A 19,048-nucleotide genomic window follows, 5' to 3' on the forward strand; every position below is an offset into this window, starting at 1 on the left:
AAGACAGGTTGCCGGGCCAATATATCGCCAAACTGCTTTGATTTTGTGGGGTGAGATGGGCATGGGAGGTGTCAATAGCAGGTGCTGCGGAAAACCCGCAGCACCTGCTGTGCACCTTAAGAGGGCAGGAAGTCGATGGAGTAATTCAGTGTGGATTTCTCCACATTCGCGGTGCCAAAGTTGATCAGGCGAATGCGGGCCAGCAACTTGCGTTCAAGGTCGTCATCACCCAGTTCACTGCTGACCAGGGTCACCGCAGAAATGGTGCCGTTGGCCTCAATCACCAGCTTAACGGTGACCTTGCCGGCCAGGGTGGGATCCCGTCGCAAGGCGCGGTTGTAAATCGCAAAGATCGCGCCCTTGTTGGCTTCCATGATCTGGCGGATAGACTCCTCGCCGCGTGTACCGCGTTCACGGCGCGCTTCTTTGGCACTCGAACTGGCGGCGGCACTGGCTTCGGCCACTTCTACTTGCGTGGTCTTGCGCCCCGCGAGCGCTGAGCCCCCGGTATCGCGGCTCAGGCTGCCGGTGTTGATACCGCCGCTGGCTGCCTTGGACTTGTCACTGATCAGGGAGCGGTCAACTTTCTGCGCGCTGGCAGCGCCGCTGGACAGGTTGTTCGCGCTGGCCACCGCACTAACGTCGAGGCTGTCGCGCATGTCCATCAGGTCGTCCTGCAACTGCATCAGGCCGCTGTTGGCTGCTTTTTCCCTGGCCTTGGCCACCTCGGCCGCGGGGGCCTTTTCGGACAGCGGCTTTGGCTTCACGGTCTTGATGGGTTCCGGTTTGGGTTTTTCCACCGGCTTAGGTTCCGGTTTCTTCAATTCGGCCGGCTTTTTCTTCTCCGCTGGTTTGGGTTTGGGCTTTTCTACCGGCTTCGGCAGCTCCTTTTTTTCCAGGATCACCCGGGCCAGCTGGGGAGGCAGTTGTTCTTTCTGCTCCCGGGTCAATTCCGCGGCGGGAATAAAGGTAAACAGCGCACAGGTCACCACCAACGCAACCAGGCCGATTTTGAGGAACCGGGCAAAGCGCTGGTCTTCCTCTTCCGTGGCGGCCCAGGGCAGGGTTGAGTTGTAGTAGTGCCAGGGCATCAATGCGGATGAATTCATCGTTACCCTCCTCAGGACCCGGCCGCAGCCGGGTCTTCCGCCGCAGTCTGGGTAACCGCCAGGTCGATATCCCGGTAATCCGCCGCAGCACAGGTATTCATGATCTGCTTCAGCAGCGCATAGGGCACCTCTTCATCACCGAGAATGGTGATCGGGCGGCCCGTTGCCTGTTGTGCTTCGGACAGCGGTTCCGCGCGGCTGGCGAGGTACTTGAGTTCATCCAGCAGCGGCTTGATCTGTTCGTGGCTCGCGGGAATATCAGCAATTTGCGTAATAACGCGATTGCCCACAATGAGTTGTTTGCCATCTACCCGCACCACCGTGGTCGTCTCGGGCTTTTGCGTGGAGGTGGACTCCGGAAGTTTGATGGTCTTGTCGGCTTGCAGCACTTCCACATCGGAAGAGTTCACCAGCAGGAAAAACACCAGGATGGTGAAGATATCCATCAGTGAAACCAGGTTCAGCTTGGTCTGCTTATGCCTGCGCTGCTTGCGGCTCTTCAGCTTGCCGCCAATCGTCGCTTTCATATCAGTTGCCTGCTACCGGTTGATTCTCGGACGCACTGTTCTGTGACGTACCCGCCTGCGGCGCGTCGCCCAGTGATATCTGCGGGAACAGCTCCGCATCCACCACCGAGGCTGCCACCACCGCGCGGAACGAGCGCGCGGTATCCATGGCGGTCACCAGGGTGCGATACGGTGTTCCGGGCTCCGAGAGAATCACCAGATCCTTCTTGTCGATATCTTTTTCCCGCAGGCTGCGCTTCACTTCCTGCAATACATCGGACACCAGTTTGAAATCCGGCTGGCCGTCCCGGTGTGGAATCCGCTTCACGCGGATTCCGGCCGGATAATTGATGTCGATGAACTCGCCGCGCAGCACCATTTCCAGTTGGCGATTTTCAGGCTGTTCCTGCGCACTGGCGTCGGACAGACCCGGAAGATTCAGGTTCAGTATGGAAATATGGGAAAACACCATATTCAGCAGCAATACCGGTACCAGCACCGTCATCAGGCTCATGAACGAGGTGATGTCGAGATCCGGATCGGTTTCCAGCCTGCGTCGAATAGCCATGGTTATCTCTTTTATCGAGTTATTCTGGGTGCACGACGGATCAGGCAGTTGCGCCCGCTTTGGCAGCCGGGCGCGCCGTGGCTTCGGTTTTCTGGCCGCGGGTCAGGGTCAGCAGGTTGAGGAATTTCACACCGGCCATTTCCAGGCTGTCGATGATCTCGTTGGTTTTGTTCTGCAGCATGGAGTAAGCCAGCAGCAGTGGAATGGCGGAGATCAGGCCGAAGGCGGTGGTGTTCATTGCCACGGAGATACTGGAAGACAGCATCGATGCCTTCTCGGACGGGTCGGCGTTGGCTACCGCTGTAAAAGCAGCAATCAGGCCGATGATGGTGCCGAGCAGGCCCAGCAGGGTGGCGATGTTGGCCAGGGTTGCGAGGTAGTTGGTGCGTTTTTCCAGGCGCGGCACGGCTTCGAGAATGCTCTCTTCGATGGCGAGGGCAATGTTTTCATCCTTGCGCGCGTGCTGTGCGGTGGAGATACCGGCGGCGACGATTTTGCCCATGGGGGCTTTTTCCTGCTGCGAGTACTTCAGCGCTGCGGCGAAGTTGCGCTGCTGCATCAAGGGCAGTATCTGGCCGTAGGCACGACGGTTCGCCATCTTCGCACGGGACAGAAATACCCAGCGCTCTACTACCAGCACAATGCCAATAACCAGAACCAGGGCAATGGGATACATGAATGGGCCGCCGGTTTGGAAAAAGCGCAGCAGTGTGTTGAAAAACTCCATGGTCAAATCTCCGGGACTAAAGATTTAAAAATACATAAAAATGATGAACTTCCGTGTGAAGGGGATGACGCTGGGTATTGGTTCGTTAGACCTTCCGCGAGAGGGACCTCGCGGAAGAGCCCCCATGGATGGGTTCACGGCGTGTCTAACGAACCAATACCCAGTGGCAGCACCGCCACAGGACTTGTTTTAAAATTTGTTGCCAGCCCGATCAGGGCTCTCCTAATCTCGCTTGGTGGCGGCCAAGCACCGGGGATTATTTTTCGAAACCACTGTGAATACATCCCTGTACGTTGCGTCGGAAACATCCCTGTTTCCGACGCTTTCGAAAAATAATCCCCGGTAATTGGCCTTCGCGTCGTACTTCTGTACTTCGTTTGTCGAGTAAGAGAACGTTATTTATCGCCTTCCTGCTTTAGTAATTTTATTTCCCGCTGCAACTCAGAATATTCCTGATGCTGAAACGTATGGGTAATTGCATGCGGCAATGTGCTCTCAACCCGCTCCAGGCTCGCAGCCTGTTTCCACGGGATGATGTACAGCACCTTCGGCTGCTCCTGGCTGCCGATAATCGTGGATTCCAGAGTGATCACCTCACCGGATTCCTCCTGCGCAAATACAATAGCCGGGAGCAGCATAAACAGAAGTGAAACAATTTTCTTCACTGGTTACATTCTCCGCTCGAGATCCATGATCCAGCCCTTCAGTACCCGGTCTTCTTCCGTTTGCAGCGCCTGCGCCTCGCGGTAGTGATGCAAAGCCTGTTCCGGTTGGTGCAGGTAGAGGTCAAAAAGAATCCCCAGGTTGCGGTGCGCCGTGCTGAAATCCGGCCAGCGCGCCAGCGCTTTTTCGTACGCGCCCTGCGCTTCCTCAAAGCGGCCCTGATCCCGCAGCAATACGCCCAGGCTGTTCCAGGCAAATACATTGTTCTCATTCGCGGCCACCGCCTGCTTAAGGCTGCTTTCCGCCGGCTCCGGCTGCTTGAGCTTCATCTGCACGATGGACAGGTTCAGCCAGGCACCGGAAAGCTGTGGCCACTGGCTTACCACCTGCTGCAATTCTGTTTCTGCTGCGGTGTACTGCTGGCTTTCGAAAAACTGCCGGGCGCGCTGCAATGCCTGCTCCGCTTCAGCAGGGACACTGCCAGCCTGGGCAAGGTACGGATTTGGCGTAACCGCACGCTGGCCATTTTCATCCACGCTGGGTGTGGCTTCCGGCTCTACCGGATTACTGCCACAGGCGCTGAGCAGCGCGGCCAGCGACAGAGTACCAAACCACTTCAACATATTCAGATCAGTACGCAGCATCGCTCCACTCCACAGTCGTTTCCGGTTTGCGATAGCGGGCCGGCAGCAGCGTTTCCAGTGAGGAGAAGCTGCTTTTGATCCAGTCGTCATAAATTCCGCTGGCGGTGCGCTGGATATTGGCTTCGTGCAGCTCGATCGCCTTCTCCTCAAACGGATAAGCCTGCTCTTCCAGCAAAATTTCATACTGTTCCAACTCCAACGGATTCAGGCCATTGGGGCGCTGGGAGTCCATCAGATCCCGGCTCAGCTGGCGGTAAACCTCGGCGAGGCGGAAATTCGCCGCGGTGGTGAACTCGGCAATACCGAAGTCCAGCACCTTGCGGTAGTCGGCCACCGTGGCCTCCATCGCCTGTTTCTTGTTTTTCAGGCTCTGCTTCAATGGCAGGGTCAGCGACAGGCGCTCGAACCGCGCATAGCTCTGCGCTGCCAGCTCAGTCTGTGCGGAGGCAGCGAGATAACGGCCACGGGGTTCGGAAACCTTGTTGCCTGCGAGGCTCTGCAGCCACAGGTTGCGCTCACGCTGGTTGCCGGATGTTGCGTACAGGGAAACCAGTTGCTGCTGCGCCTCCAGGTTTTGCAGCGCCGGCTGGCGCCAGGTGCGCACGTACTGGCGGTAAGCATCAATGGCCTTCTGTGCCGCACCGGCCTGCTGGAATTGCTCCGCCGCCAGGTACAGCGAGCTGCGGCGCACTTCCGGGTCGCTGTCGTTTGCTGCCAGAAGCAGCAGCTCGTCGGCGGCGGCACCTGGCATATCCAGGCCCTGGTAAATCGCCACCGCCTTGGCGGTAAGTGACGGGGTCAGGCGATGGTTGGGGTAGAACTGGCGGAAGTCAGCAACCTCTGCGCGTGCCACCGGCCAGCGCTCGAGTTTGATCAGCTGGTTGATCGCATCGTACTGGGCCACCGCCGCCACCTCTGAGCGACCGCTGTCACGCACGCGCAGGAGCAGCGCGATGGCCTCTTCGGTGGGCGCAATGTATTCGAGGCTGTCACTGGTAAGGTGAACCTGCTGCAACAGGATTTCCGCCTGTTTGTAGATCGCTGACTGCAGGCGGTCGCGAATCGCCAGGTATTCCGGGTCACTGCTGGTGATACTGGCAAACAGCTGCGCGTAGGCACTTTCCGCGACCGGGAAATTGTCGGTTTCGAAGTGGCTGTGCCCCAACAGCAACAGAATGCGGCGACGCTGTTGGGCATTGGGGGGAGGCTGCCAGTTTGCCGCTTTTTCCGCGGCGGCGATGGTTTCCGCGTGGCGGAACTGCTCGAACAGGTTGTTGGCGGCATCCAGCTGTACCGCCAGAGCGCGGCTGTCCTGTGGCCAGGTTTCGGCAAACTTGAGGCTGGTCTCCGTTTTGCGATCCAGCCACAGGGTGGCCTGTTCCGGGTTCTTTTCCCGCTCGTGCATCTGCCCGGCCATCAGGATCGCGGCGTAACCCGCTTCGGTGGCCTGTGTCAGTCCGGTCCGTTCCGCGTATTCCCAGGCCACTTTGCTGTAGGCCTCGTAGGCCTGTGCATACAGGCCGGCCTCGTTCAGGCATTCGGCCATCAGGAACGTGAGCTGCGGGACTTTCGCGTCGTCTGGGAAGGTTTGCAGGTATTCGCCGTAAAGTGCCGAGGCGGCCAAAAATGCGGATTGGGAATCCCGTTTGGCTTTGGCCACTGCACTGGCTTTGCTGGTGCGCTTGGCGGCTTCCCGGGCCAGTGCCTGGCCGCGGGCGTGATCGAAGCGTGCCAGCTCCTCCAGCCACGGTTTCAGTTGCCCGCGCAGATCCGCGCGCAGTGCGTCATCGGCGTCTATCCAGTAGAGGCTGTTGATACCGTAGCGGGTGACGAAATCGCGTTTCGCCGGCAGCACCTCGCTGGGGAAATTGCCTTGCTGCAGGATTTCCACCGCGCGCACATGCATGGAAGGCGCGATACGGCTGTCGGGATTGCGCTCCACATAGGTCAGGAATGTCTGGGCACCATCGCGGTAGCGTTCGCTCTCCGCGTACCAGTCACCGAGGGCACGGTACAGTTCGTGCTGATAAGAACGAGAGGAACGAGAGGAGCGTGAGCTGGGCTCCAGATTTTCAGTATTAAAGGACTCGATCACCTCGGCCCCGCCCAGGTAATTGAAGCCCAGTGCCAGTACCCGCAGGGTATCGTCGGCCAGGCGACGCTGGCCTTTTTCCAGTTCATCGAGGGGCAGTGGCTTTTCGGAATTTTCTGCCAGCAGTTCGTCCAGCAGGCTCAGGAAGGTCTCTCCCGCGTCGCGATAGCGCGCATCCTTGAACCGGCTCCAGCCGAGCATATAGCGCGCATTCTGTGCGAAGGGGGTTTGCCCCTGGGCGAGTACCGCGGCGAAATCGCGCTCCGCCGCCCGGTATTGCCTGCGGCTGAAGGCAGCTTCGCCGCGGCGGAACAACGCTTCGGCAATGAACGGGGAATCCGGAGCGGTTTCGATAATGCTTTCCAGCGCGTTCAGCGCACCGCCGGTATTGCCGTCGATCGCGCGCGCGCGGGCCAGTCGGTATGCGAGGTAATCGTCGTCGGCGGAGGTTTGCAGCAGCGCTTCATAGCGGCGCACAGCCTCCCGGTAGGCGACGGCCATTTCGGGGTTGTCTGCCTGCTGTTGCTCGAGGCGCTCCATCTCAAGGTCGGCCAGGCGCAACTGAATCTGGCGCCGGGTGCGCGGATCGCTGTTTGCCGCCAGGGCTTTTTCATAACTGGTGATCAGCGTCGGCAGCGCCACCACGGGAACTACCACTTTGGGCTCCGGTGGCGGCAGGCTGGCGGCGGGCAGTTGTGCCAGCGTGGTGCCCGGGTCGAACTGGCTGGCACAGCCGCTGAACAGTGCGCTGCAGCAGATCGCGACTGCCAGCAGTTTCTTGTGGCGACGCATAGGAGAGAACCCGTGGGGTGAAACCGGCATCATGAATCCGCCCCTGCTGGCTCGCTAGTGGCCGTAGGCACTTTATCGGCTGTAGGCACTGCGTCGGCTGCGGGCGGCGCAAGCTGACCCTGCATGGCGGCGTCCTGAATCCGTGCGATGGCGAGGCGGGTATGCGCCATATATTGCTGCACGCGCTGTTGTGCCGAATAGAGGGCGGCCTGTAAATCCGTGCGGATCGCGTCTTCAACCTGCGCGCTCGCGCGATCGATATTGCGCTGCTGTTGCGCAAGGCGCAGGCCCGCATCCGAGACGCTGCCCGCCAGCAGGTTCAGTTGCGGCGCCTCGGCGGCGATGTGCGCGACGTGTCGCTGGCGCCGTGCGGCTTCGGTGAGTTCCGTCTCCAGCGCGGCAATGGCCTTGTGGTTTTTCCACAGGTTGTCGTGGTACTGCTCCGATGCCTGCCACTGCAGCAGGCCGCGTGCCCGTGCCAGCGTCTGCTGTTGATAGTTGCTGGTTTTGCCGGCGCGGGTCAGCCGTTGGTAGCGTTCTTGCGCACTGCGCAGCATTTCCAGGAACTCGGCAGCTTCGCCACCGTCGCTGGCCAGCAGCGCAAGCCCGTCCTGATCCGCTTCGATACGGGCAACGCTGGCCTTGAGCTTCGCCAGCTGCTGCTCGGCAATCTGTACCTGCTGGTCATACTGAGCACTTTCGTGCTGTTGCAGGATGCTGTTGCGGCGCTGTTCGCGCTCGTCGATCAGGTTGTGGAATTCCGGCAGCCGCTGCTGCCAGCGTACCAGTACCCGCTGCAGCTGTTGCAGGTCGCGCAATTCCGACAGCTGCAGTTGCAGGCGGTCGCTCTGCATCATCTGCAGCAGGTAGCGCTGGTTGTCGCGGATCAGCGGCGGTGTTTCGGCATCTTCCAGCCAGCCGTAGCGCTGCAGGTTCGGCACGCCCCCTTCGGTCTCTTCCATGAGTGGGAACTGCAGTCCGGCGCTGGCGCTGTGCAGTGCCTGCAGGTCTGCCAGTGCCTGCTGGTATTGGGCTTCCGCATGCTGGTAAGCCTGCAGGGCCAGCTGCGGGCGTTGCAGCTGTTCGTAACTGTATGGCAGCGCCAGCAATGCTTCCTGCACCTGCGGGGACAGCGGGTTCTGCTGGATCAGGTAACTCAGGGCATCCACGGCCTGTTGGTGGACGCCGCTGTTGACCGCGGCCCAGCCGAGGCCGAGCAGTGCATCGCCGGACCAGGGGGTGTCCAGGCGCACGCTGCGGAATTCCTCCGCCGCCGCCGCATAGTCGTTATTCAATGCCAGCGCATAACCGGCGCCGATACGGGCTTTGTCACGCAGGATACGCAGCTCTTCACCAGCTTCTGGATCACGCTCCACCAATGCTGCCGCGCGGCGATATTCCTGGGCCGCTGTGGATAACTGCTGCTGTCGTGCCAGCGCTGCGCCGAGGTTGATGTGCCCCAGTACCTGCTCGGCTACGGGCAGCTCCGCCATGGCCAGCAATTGTTGCGCCTGCTCCAGGTCGCCGTTGCGAATCGAAAGATTCAGCGTGAGCGAGGACTGGCGCAGCGCGCCGGATTTTTCCAGCTGGGTGGCCGCAGTGTCCCAGTTGCCGTGACGGTAGTTCAGTTCTGCAAGTTTCAGCCAGGCGATTTCGCGGAAGCGGCTGAGGCGCTGCTGATCTTCGTCACTGCCGGCGCGTTGCAATTGTTTTTCAAACAGGGTCGCGGCCTGTTTTTCCAGTCCAAAAGCGAGACTGATACCACCGCGAATCAGGTCGGCGTTATCCGCGTGATGGGCTATACCGCCGCGTAAATCCGATACCATCAGGGTGCTGAGGGCGTCAAAGGTATTGCCCTGGAAATAGTGATACAGCGCAGCGCCATAGCGCATGTCCTGCGCCTGCTGGTATTTGCGTTCACTGGATTGCGAAGGCGTGTCGGCGTTCTGGGCACCCGCGGGCGCGGCAGCGGTCAGCATCGCGGCAATGGCGAGTGTCAGCGGGGCGCGCTTCAGGGTTGTGGAAAACTGCATGGCGACGGCGAACTCAGGGCGCGGGCCATTCAATCACTTCGAACTCCGGCTGCTGCTTGCCGCTGGAATCAGTGATGCGCAGTTCGATCACTGCAGGCTCGTCGGTTTTCTTGAGTTCCAGGGTGGCGGCGCGCTTGAATTCGCGCTGCTCCGGGCCAATGCCGGTGAAGTAGGCAGTGATCGTGTGCTCGCCGGATTTCAGGTTGCCCTTGAACAGCGGCTGGATGCCACCGCGGATCAGCGCCTGGTTCTGGTGCTCGGTGTAGAGGTGGGTCTCCACCAGCGTGTTGTCGATGTGCAGCTTGACCGTATCCAGGTCAAAGAAATGGCCCACATCCATGGAGACATAAACCGCAACCTGGCTCTGCGCCGGGAACAGCAGGTCTTCTTCCAGTACCAGCAGATCCCGGTTCAGTTTCAGTACTTCCTGCTTCAGGTCCTCTAGGTCGCCACTGGGCATATCGCCGCTTTGCGAAATAGCCGGGCTGGCCAGGGTAAAGGCCAGCAGCGCGAACAGGGAGCGGAAATGGCGGCGCGGGGAATACATGTTGGTGCCTGAAGGTGTATGCATTGTTGTTTGGGTTGTCATCGGATTATCTCAGGGTGCCTCGTTTCCGGTGTGATCCAGTTGGCAATTACTGTTGCAGTCCGCTACTGAAAAACATCCGGTGACCCGCATCGATGACGATGGCTTCAAATCCGGGCAAATTTTCAATCAGAGTCAGGCCCTCCTGCTTACCCAGTACAAACACACTGGTGGAAAGGGGGTCGGTATCGAACCCTTTGGGGCCGATGATACTCACACTGATCAGCTTGTCGTTATCGTTCTCGTTACCGCGGTCATCGGTTTCCGTGGGCTTGCCGGTGGCCGGGTTGAAAATGTGGTGTACCCGGTGCTGGTCGTCGTCGATAAAAAAGCGTTCGTAGTCACCGGAGGTGGAGATCGCGGTGTCTTCCAGTGGGATCACCGCAGCATTCTTGCCTTTGTCGCGGGGATGGCGGATACCGACCAGCCAGGGCTTGCCGCGCTTGTCGCCGAGCAGGCGCGCATCGCCGCCGGCGCTGACGTTGGCATTCTGGATGCCGTAGTGTTGCAGAATCGCGACAGCGCGATCCACCGCATAGCCCTTGGCAATGCCGCCGAGATCGATTTTGGTGCGCGGGTCGTCGAACGCGAGCGTGCGATTTTCCCGGTCCAGTTTTATATGGCGGTAGTTGACCGCGGGCAGCAGTTTTTCCGTGGTTGCCCCATCCGCCTGTTGCCCCTCGCGAAAATCGTACAGGCTGCCGAGGGTGGCGAAGGTGATATCGAAAGCGCCCCCTGTCCTGTCGCTGTACCACAGCGACTTGTCCACAATCCCGGCCAGCTCTGCGCTAATGGGCACGGGCTTCCCCGCGCCGGCGCCGCGGTTTACTGCAGAAAGTTCGCTGTCGGCTTTGTAGGGCGAGAGCGCGCGATCAATACGGTGGAACTCTTCCATCACCGCGCGACTGATTTCCCGCGCCTTGTCTTCATCCTCGTGCCAGAACTGCAGGTGCACCTCGGTGCCCATGATGGCCTGTTTTTCATAGTGCCATTCGGCAGCGGCCTGGCCTGCGAGTAGCAGGCCGGCAAGCAGGGTGAAAAAACGCGAGCGATACATCGGTAAAACCACTGGTCAGCGAATGGGCGCGAAGGCGGTGAGACTGTCCATCAGGCTGGCATTACCGAGGCCGTGATTGGGGAACAGGCTGGCGAAGTTATTCTGCTCATTGTGCAACGCCATATAGTTCAGCACCACCGTCTGCACCAGCTGGTTGACGTTGTTCGCTGCCGGGCTGCCCGCTGTCTCTACGTCGCCGGAAGCACGCATATAACCCAATTGCTGGTGGCGGGCCTGTTCATCGGCGGTGCCGCCGAGCAGTTGCGGGCGGCCCGCGGGGTTGTAAACCAGGAAGAACGAAGCCGCGGTCTGCTGGTTGTCCCCGGTCCACACGCCCTTGCCGCGCCCCTCTGCGGAGTCATCGATCATGCCGTTACTGAATACGGAGCCATCGCTGAATACATAGATCATCAGCGGCTGGCCAACGCGCGCGGCGTACTCCAGGCAGGCACCGATGCAGCGGCCGGCACGCAGGTCGCGGATCTCGCCGGTCGCGCGGTCGCCGGTGTGGTAGTCGTAACCGCCCATGGTGATGGTGCCGGCGCCGGCATAACCGTTGATCACCAGTTTCATGGTGGAGGCGGCTTTCTGGAATTCGCGATCGCCAGAAAATTCTTCAGCAGTGAAAATGCCGCTTGGTCCGACAATGTCTGGATCCTGCACAGGGTCAAGGTCACTGGGATTGCCAAAGCGATCAGCCAGGTCTGCACTTTTCATATAACCGCACTTCACCAGATCCCGGATTACTGCATCGTTGGTGACTTTGCCCACTTTGTTTCCGGAAATGCGGTACATGGACTCCATCACTTCGACGGTATCTTCCTGGTTCAGCAGGCCAACCAGATCACCCACGTCTACCAGGCCGGTCACGTCAGAGGGGCGGTCCACTTTTGTCGGGCGCACTTCCGGATTGATCAGATCCGCCGGTGCCATGGAATTGCCACCGGATTCACTGGTCTGGGAACCAATCAGCGCTAGCAGTGATCCGTTGGCTCCGGCGCGGTTGATGCCGTACATGGGGTTGTGGGGATTGTTGCCGGTATCGTTTTCCGAGCGTGCCGGAATCACTGCGCCGTTGATGGCTGCGCGATTGCCTATAGCCACTTTATCCAGTATTCCGCGCAGCATCTGGCTGTCGCTGTGAAAGGCGAGACCGAGCTCGTTGTTGATAAAGCTGTTGCCGGCGGCGTCGGTGAGCGATGGGACCATGTCACCGGGTAAGCCCTGTTTGCTGTAGCCGGCGGTACTGAGAAAGTCCAGCTGGCCACCTTGCTTGCCGACAAGAACATTGGAGCCAGCAATATTGGCACCGCCGGCCAGGTCGAAGCAGATAAAAGGAATCTTACCCGCCCCATCCTTGCTCACTCCACAAACACTGCGAATAGCTTCAAGGTCTGAAGACAGTGCTGCCTGGGCAGCCCTTGGATTAGCAAACAGGCTGAATATCGAGCCGCCCAGCACGGTGGCCATACCGGCGCGAAAACCCTGGCCGAGGAAGTCCCGCCGGCTCACTGGGCGGTGATGATCCGGGTGGCGCAGTGGCTGATCCAGTTCGAAATGTTTTTTCTTGCTCATGTTTTCATACTCCGGTGCATTTGCTCCGGTTATCAGTGAATCAGAATCATTGCGCTGCCCATGGCTGCGGCACAGGTGGCTGTCACCGTGTTTACGGTGGTGGCTGGCTTGCTGCAATCGCCCTGGGTACAAATGGATGCCTTGTCGATCAGAGAGCTTAGCTCCGCGCGCACGACGCTCTCATCAGGTGCGCTATCCAATTGTTCACTGTGGCCAATGGCTGCGGGCCAGTCGATGGGCCGTCCGAGCAGCTTGTCCAGCAATGGGTTGATAATCTGGTCGCGTTTGGCCGTAGTATCGAAGGCTTCGTTGACGCTCGCGCTGAAGTCAAAACCTGGGAAGTATTCGGCACGCGCCACTTCATTATTGGCCAGGGTACTACAGTATTTAACTGCCAGTTGGGTAATACCCATCTGATGTGCGGCGAGGAAGCCGCGCACGTCGGCCTCCACTGGCAGCTGCTGTTTTACCTGCTCCCATGTTTCTGCGACCTCAGACATCGGAATGCCAGTTGCCGCCGACAGTGCCGCGTTAATCTGTTCAAAGCGACGGATGCCGATGCGCGGCTGCGGCGCAAGGTCTGCGGGGGCGGCGGGCGCTGCCGGCATGGCTTCTACGCGCACGAACTCCTCATCGCCCAAACGCTCAAACGTGAGGAAAAACTCGTCGGCCGTTGGGCCTTTTTCCAGCGAAATGATGGTACCCAGCGGCGAGAGTGTCTGGCCGCTTTCCGCGGTGTATTCGGACGCGCTCACGACCGTGTCGAGATTTGCCCAGGCCTGGCCAACGGCGGCCTCGCGGCCGTTGATGCCGATGCGCATGCCCTTGATGACAATGCCATCCGGCGACGCGCCGCTTTCGAGCGAGATGAATTTGGGCTCGCTGAACAGGTAGCCGTGGTTGTCGTACTGCTGGACTTCGAACATCACGTAGCCCTGCGGCACGCCGGTCTGCTCCTCGACCTTGAACAGCAACAGGTATTTTTCACCCACACCGGCTTCGTAGTTGGTGAGGATGTCGTCCTGGTTGAGGGCGCGGGAGTGGATCGCCAGCAGGCGGATGGAACCCTGCCATACGTGCTCGTTGGAAGCCTCGCTGCCGATCACCAGTGCATAGGTATCGTCCCAGGTAGACAGCAGGCCAGCGTCCACAGGATCGGCATCGCCGGTAAATTCACCGTTGACGTAGAGGCGGCGTCCGTTGATCGGATCGAACGTTGCCACCACATGTTGCAGGGTTGCCTGCACCCGCTCCGCCATATCGTCGGTGATCAGCGCGGGCATGCCGTCGGCATCGGTGCTGGTGTCGTTGCGGTTCTGGAAGGTGTAGTTGTACATCGCCTGGCCGAGGGTGAAGTTGCGGATATTGTTGCCAGCGGAGTAGCTGACGATCCGCGCCGGGCCTTCCTGCACCACATTGGCGGGGGCCACCCAGGCCTCGATGGTGTATTCGCCGGTCGCGCTCAGGGTATCGAACAGTTTTTTACTGGTCGCGGTCGCGCCCTGGGCCTTGCCGCCTTTCAACTGCAGTCCCCAGGAGCCGAGCCATTCCACATCCCCGGAGAGCTGCAGGTCGATGGCGGGGTTCACGCCGGAGGTGTCGTAGGCGGTGTTGCCGCTGCCGGTTTTGAATTCGTACAGGGCGATGGCGTTGTTCTCGATGCGACCGCCACCGCTGGCGACGATGCCGTCGGTGAGGTAGAGCGCTTTACTCAATACCCATTCCGGATCGACTTCCGTGAGTGAGATGCCGTTGGCGAAATCGCGGATGGCCGCGGCCATGGCATCGGCGTTGCTGGCGCAGTCGTTCCAGCAGTTGTGGAACTCGTCCCCGAGGCGCACCACAAAGCGGGAGTTTTCCGGGGTGTCGAGATCCATACGGGCCTTGGCGGCTTCGTAGGCTTTGTCCACATCGCTGCTGGCGAAATAGGGCTGCTGCGCAGTTGCGGCGTCTTCGCTGTGGCAGTTGGAACAGTAGAGTTCCAGCAGCGGATAGACCGTGGTGGCGAAATTGCCGCTGCTTTCCGGGAAGCTTTTGCTCGCACCCACGGTGCGTTCGGGTGGTGCGGTCAGGTTGATGGTGCTGGCTTCAGAGCCGGCAGCCGCCGCCCACTCTTCGATGTAGTTGGTGATGATTTCCGCACAGGCGTCGGCGCTGGACAGCCAGCAGTTGTGGCCGCTGGCCACTTTGGTGACGAGGCGGGATTCCGCCGGTTCCCCCAGGTTGACCAGCTCACGCCCTTCGCCGTGGGCGAGGTTGATGTCGTCCTTGCGCACGAAGCGCGGGCTCTGGTTGCCTTCGATATGGCAGCTGCCGCAGCGATTTTCCGCGGCGAGGTTGTCCCAGATATAGCGCTTGTAGTTCTGAACGTCCTCACTTTCCGGTGCCGGGCCTGAATAGGTGGCATCGCCGGGCGTGGGGTTGGTATTCGGCTGCTCTTCCGTCGCCTGACCACTGCCGCCGCTGCAGGCGGCGAGCAGGGTGGACGCGAGCAGGCCTGAAACGATCAATGCCTTGCGCAGCATTGTTTGTGCGTTTACCTGTTTCATATTCTTATTCCCCCGCACAGTAAACCGCAGCATCGGCATATACCTGCTTCAGCTTGTAACCGCCGCTGGTGAAGTCATCGGTAATACTCTCGATGCGGTTGCGATCCTGGCTGTCTTCTGGTGCGCGCAGGCAAACCTGTTCAAATACTTTTGTCACCTGGCACTGGGCAAAGGCGCGGCTGCTGGCCAGTTCGCGGCCCAGTGACTTGGCGCCGTTGCCGGAACCGGGAAGCGCATCGTCCCAGCCCAGGTACATGTTCGGCCCTTCGCGCCAGTAGTTGTCCCACTTGTCGTCCGGGATTACATAGCCATAGGGGAAGGTGGCACTGTTGATATGATTTTTCGCTTTCACCCGGGTGCCTGTTGCAGGGTCGGTTTCGCCGGTACTGTTGTAATCGAGAAAACCATTTTCGCCGGTGGGATCATTGTCGGCGTCGTAGATGAAATCGTAATAGGCGAAGGCCTGGGCCATCGGATCCATGCCGCTGTGGCAGCCGATGCAGTTGTTCTGGAAAACGCGGCTGTCACCGCCGGGGCTGCGGCTCACGTCCTGGCGGATGCGATCCGGCGTGCGTGAGGTATCGTGTACCTGCTCCATATCCCGGCACAGGTGGTTCATCAGGGTAAAGCGAAACATGGCGCGGTTGGTGCCGGCGTAAAAGAAAGACTTGGCGGCGCCGCGGCTGGTGATGATACCGGCGGTGGCATCGCTCGGCAGGCCGGTTACCGCAGACTGGGTTTTGCGCTCCAATGCGGTTTGCAGTGGATAGCCCCTGTTTTCCAACTCGACATAGTGATTGTTGTTGCTGTTGCTGTAAGCGGGCAGGCCCAGGCCGCTGGCGCCAGTGTAGAGGACGTCTTCGAATAGAATCTCGCGGAAGTCTTCGTCATCGCGCACTATGCCGATCACCGTCGCGGTGTAATCGTTCAGCGGGGCAAAATTGTCACCGTCCCGATTGGTCCAGGGCGTGGCGAGGTTTTTCAGGGTGACGTTGTAGAATGCATCATTTTCCATTGCCCGGTAGGCCGCCGCTTCGGGATTACCGCTGTCGATATCCTCGGCCATCGCCGTGAGCACCGAGACTTCGGGTTTTACCCCAGTGAGGCGGCTGTGGATCTGTGCGGCCTGCTCTTCCGGGCCGGCGAGCGCCGGGACAGTGAGGCAGGCAGACGCCGCGAGCAGCAGGCGCGCAGCGAACGATGACTTATTCATGGGTATGATTGCGCTGTAAACGTACGTTGTGACTGGCCAACGATACTAAAGAAGGTTCAAAAATTCGCCAGCGGGAAAAATTTAATCCGTGTTCTGGTTGGCAAAAACAGTGTGCGCGGCTTGAGCCTGTGGTGGGCAATCGCGAAAATCAGGCCAATAAATCTGGCAAACAGTCTGGGACGAACGTCCAGCTTTCCCGCCATCGTCACGGTGAGTGGTTACTACGGAAGAGGAAACTCCCTTGAACAAATTGTGTACGCTGGCCCATTTGTCCGGCGGACTCATTGCATTATTGCTGCTTGGGGGCTGCTCCGGTGGTAGCGGTGAAGGCTCCGGCCTGGGCGGTGGCGATCAGGCGGAAGACCCGGTGGTTGTCGATTACCCGGTGGCCTATGTGCGCCGCAGCCTGCGTTTTGAAGACGATGGTGCGCTGGTGGGGGACAGCCTTTATTCCCCCTCCGCCTTCAATCCCGGCGCAGAGCTTGTATTGCGCGATCGCGCCACGGCAAGCGCGCCCGAACGCGTACTGACCGAAGACCTGTTCGTCAGCGATGAAGCTGCCGGTATCGTATTCGAGGGTGGTTACGACGTTAAAGACCTGACCGTATCCGCCGATGGTCGGCTGATGGCCTTCGCCATGCGCGCACCGGATATCGAAGGCCTGGATGACGACGAGCAGCCGAGCTGGAATATCTGGCTGTACGATTTTGAATCCGCCGAACTGAAGCGCGCGATTTCGTCAGACCTGACTGCGGAAGCGGGTGATGATATTGCCCCCGCCTTTTTGCCCGATGGCCGCATTGTATTCAGTTCCACCCGCCAGCGCCGTTCCCGCGCACTGCTGCTGGACGACGACAAGCCGCAGTTCGGCGCGCTAGCGGAAGACCTGCGGGAGCCCGCTTTTGTACTGCACGTGATGGAAGCCGACGGCACCGATATCCGTCAGATTTCCTATAACCAGAGCCACGATCTCTCGCCCACCGTACTGTTCAACGGCCGCATCCTGTTCAACCGCTGGGACAATATGGGCGGGCGCGACCGCCTGAGCCTGTACACCGTCAATCCCGACGGCACCGACCTGCAGTTCCACTACGGCTACCACAGCCAGGCCACCGGCATCAGCGCCACCGGTGAACCTGTGCCTGCGGCATTCAGCAAGCCGCAGCAAATGCCCGACGGCCGTATCCTCGTCACCCTGCGCTCGCCGGAAGGTATTACCTACGGTGGCGATATGGTGCTGATCGATGCTGAGAATTTCACCGAAGCTTACAGCGAGCCGGAACAGGAAGGCGTACTGCAGGGGCAGGCGTCACTCTCGGTCGAGGAAGTGATTACCGACGGCGGCCTGTCCCCGCACGGTCTGTTTGCAAACGCCTGGGCATTTCACGACGGTACCAGTCGCCTGCTGGTGAGCTGGAGCGAATGCCGGGTGATCGAGCCGGAAACCGAGCTCGCCCGTCCCTGTACTGACGAGTGGCTGGCGACCGAGGGCATTGTGCCGGCAGACCCGCTCTACGGCCTGTGGATCTATGACTATGTAGAGGGCACCCAGCGCCCGATCATCCAGCCGGTAGAAGGCCTGATGATCAGCGAGGGCGTCACCGCCGACCCGCGCCCGGTGCCGGAATTTATTCCCGAGCCGATTCCCGGTGTGGATAGCGACCGCGACCTGGTGCAGGAAGGCATGGCGGTACTGGATATCCGCAGTGTCTACGACTTTGACGGCGAGCAGGTTGTGGATATCTCCACGCTGGCGGATCCACTGCAGACCACCGCCGCCGAGCGCCCGGCGCGTTTCCTGCGGGTGGTGAAAGCGGTGGGTATTCCCGACCGCGATACGCTGGACTTTGATCGCGCGGCTTTTGGCCGCAGCCGCGCGCAGACCATGCGCGAGATCATCGGCTACACCCCGATCCAGCCGGACGGCTCGGTGCGGGTAAAAGTGCCGGCGGATATGCCGCTCGCCATTTCCGTGGTGGATGCCGATGGCCGTCGTATTGTCGGCCGCCATAACAACTGGCTGCAGTTCCGCGCCGGTGAAGTGCGCCAGTGCCAGGGATGCCACAGCGCCGATAGCGAAGTGCCCCACGGCCGTACCGATAAACAGCCGCAGTCGGCCTGGGCCGGCGCGCCTACGAGCGGTGCTCCCTTCGCCAATACCGAAGGTGCGCTGATCGCAGAAATGGGCGAAACCATGGCCCAGCTGCTGGCGCGCATTGCCGGCGAGGCAAGCCTGGAAGGCGATATCCGCTTCAGCGACCTGTGGACCGACCCGGCGCTGCGTGCAAAGGACCCGAGTACCGAACTGCTGCTGAGCGAGCTGCTGACCCCGCAGCCCACCAGCCTTGCCTGCCAGAGTGCCTGGACCCCGGATTGCCGTGCGGTGATTCACTACCCCGAACATATCCAGCCGATCTGGGATCTGCCGCGGGAAATTACCGATGCGACGGGGACGGTGATCGAGGATCGCACCTGTTCCACCTGCCACACCAATCGCGATGCGGCGGGCATGGCGCAGGTGCCGCCGGGACAGCTGGATCTGAGCGCGGATCAGTCGCCGGTCAATACCAACTTCAGTACGTCCTATGTCGAGCTGCTGTTCAATAATCCTACCCAGGAACTCAGCGAGGGGGCGGTGCAGAATGTGCTGGTGCAGGACACCGACGACAATGGCGAGCTGCTGTTCGAAACCGATGATAATGGCGAGCTGATCCTGGATGCCGCCGGCAACCCGATACCTGTTATGGTTACCGTCGACATCGAGCGGATCATGGATACCGCCGGTGCCAGCGCGAGCCGCTTCTTCAGCGTATTTGCCCCCGGCGGCGCGCACGCGGGTGAACTCTCCGCGGCGGAATTACGCCTGATTTCAGAGTGGCTGGATATCGGTGCGCAGTATTACAACAACCCATTCGATGCACCGGTCAATTAAGC

Annotated in this window: 14 protein-coding genes; 1 reads left to right on the top strand and 13 read right to left on the bottom strand. The window is 60.1% G+C overall.

What is annotated here, in order from left to right:
* Window positions 1–116: 116 nt before the first annotated feature.
* The 13 genes from ACNKU7_RS00540 to ACNKU7_RS00600 all read right to left on the bottom strand — a co-directional run bounded on the left by ACNKU7_RS00540 (window position 117) and on the right by ACNKU7_RS00600 (window position 16,114).
* Window positions 117–1,109 (bottom strand): AgmX/PglI C-terminal domain-containing protein, encoded by a 993-nt coding sequence (locus tag ACNKU7_RS00540; RefSeq protein WP_418294998.1) that lies wholly within the window; start codon window positions 1,107–1,109, stop codon window positions 117–119.
* A gap of 11 nt (window positions 1,110–1,120) precedes the next feature.
* Window positions 1,121–1,636 carry an ExbD/TolR family protein gene (locus tag ACNKU7_RS00545; protein ID WP_418294999.1) on the bottom strand — a complete coding sequence of 172 codons (516 nt, stop codon included), beginning with the start codon at window positions 1,634–1,636 and terminating at the stop codon, window positions 1,121–1,123.
* 1 nt (window position 1,637) lies between these two features.
* Window positions 1,638–2,183, bottom strand: coding sequence for an ExbD/TolR family protein (locus tag ACNKU7_RS00550; RefSeq protein ID WP_418295000.1), 546 nt, complete (start codon window positions 2,181–2,183; stop codon window positions 1,638–1,640).
* Between the two features lie 40 nt (window positions 2,184–2,223).
* Window positions 2,224–2,910: a MotA/TolQ/ExbB proton channel family protein gene (locus tag ACNKU7_RS00555; RefSeq protein WP_418295001.1), complete on the bottom strand. Its 687-nt coding sequence runs from the start codon at window positions 2,908–2,910 to the stop codon at window positions 2,224–2,226.
* Window positions 2,911–3,305: 395 nt separating this feature from the next.
* Complete coding sequence (locus ACNKU7_RS00560) at window positions 3,306–3,575, bottom strand: hypothetical protein (RefSeq protein WP_418295002.1); 270 nt, start codon at window positions 3,573–3,575, stop codon at window positions 3,306–3,308.
* Between the two features lie 3 nt (window positions 3,576–3,578).
* Window positions 3,579–4,217 carry a tetratricopeptide repeat protein gene (locus ACNKU7_RS00565; RefSeq protein ID WP_418295003.1) on the bottom strand — a complete coding sequence of 213 codons (639 nt, stop codon included), beginning with the start codon at window positions 4,215–4,217 and terminating at the stop codon, window positions 3,579–3,581.
* Window positions 4,204–7,101: a tetratricopeptide repeat protein gene (locus ACNKU7_RS00570; RefSeq protein WP_418295004.1), complete on the bottom strand. Its 2,898-nt coding sequence runs from the start codon at window positions 7,099–7,101 to the stop codon at window positions 4,204–4,206. The genes ACNKU7_RS00565 and ACNKU7_RS00570 overlap by 14 nt, the downstream gene beginning before the upstream one ends.
* 29 nt (window positions 7,102–7,130) lie before the next feature.
* Window positions 7,131–9,167 (bottom strand): hypothetical protein, encoded by a 2,037-nt coding sequence (locus tag ACNKU7_RS00575; protein ID WP_418295005.1) that lies wholly within the window; start codon window positions 9,165–9,167, stop codon window positions 7,131–7,133.
* Window positions 9,148–9,705 (bottom strand): AraC family transcriptional regulator, encoded by a 558-nt coding sequence (locus tag ACNKU7_RS00580; protein WP_418295006.1) that lies wholly within the window; start codon window positions 9,703–9,705, stop codon window positions 9,148–9,150. The genes ACNKU7_RS00575 and ACNKU7_RS00580 overlap by 20 nt, the downstream gene beginning before the upstream one ends.
* A gap of 64 nt (window positions 9,706–9,769) precedes the next feature.
* Complete coding sequence (locus ACNKU7_RS00585) at window positions 9,770–10,777, bottom strand: FAD:protein FMN transferase (protein ID WP_418295007.1); 1,008 nt, start codon at window positions 10,775–10,777, stop codon at window positions 9,770–9,772.
* Window positions 10,778–10,792: 15 nt separating this feature from the next.
* Window positions 10,793–12,352, bottom strand: coding sequence for a hypothetical protein (locus ACNKU7_RS00590; RefSeq protein ID WP_418295008.1), 1,560 nt, complete (start codon window positions 12,350–12,352; stop codon window positions 10,793–10,795).
* Window positions 12,353–12,384: 32 nt separating this feature from the next.
* A complete protein-coding gene (locus ACNKU7_RS00595) occupies window positions 12,385–14,901 on the bottom strand; it encodes a LamG domain-containing protein (RefSeq protein ID WP_418295009.1) in 2,517 nt (838 codons plus the stop codon).
* A gap of 4 nt (window positions 14,902–14,905) precedes the next feature.
* Window positions 14,906–16,114, bottom strand: coding sequence for a hypothetical protein (locus ACNKU7_RS00600; RefSeq protein ID WP_418295010.1), 1,209 nt, complete (start codon window positions 16,112–16,114; stop codon window positions 14,906–14,908).
* A 241-nt stretch (window positions 16,115–16,355) separates the two neighbouring features.
* Here ACNKU7_RS00600 and ACNKU7_RS00605 point away from each other — a divergent pair, with 241 nt between their 5' ends.
* Complete coding sequence (locus tag ACNKU7_RS00605; RefSeq protein ID WP_418295011.1) at window positions 16,356–19,046, top strand: HzsA-related protein; 2,691 nt, start codon at window positions 16,356–16,358, stop codon at window positions 19,044–19,046.
* The last annotated feature ends 2 nt before the right edge of the window (window positions 19,047–19,048 follow it).

The organism is Microbulbifer weihaiensis (assembly GCF_048323715.1).
Lineage (GTDB): Bacteria > Pseudomonadota > Gammaproteobacteria > Pseudomonadales > Cellvibrionaceae > Microbulbifer.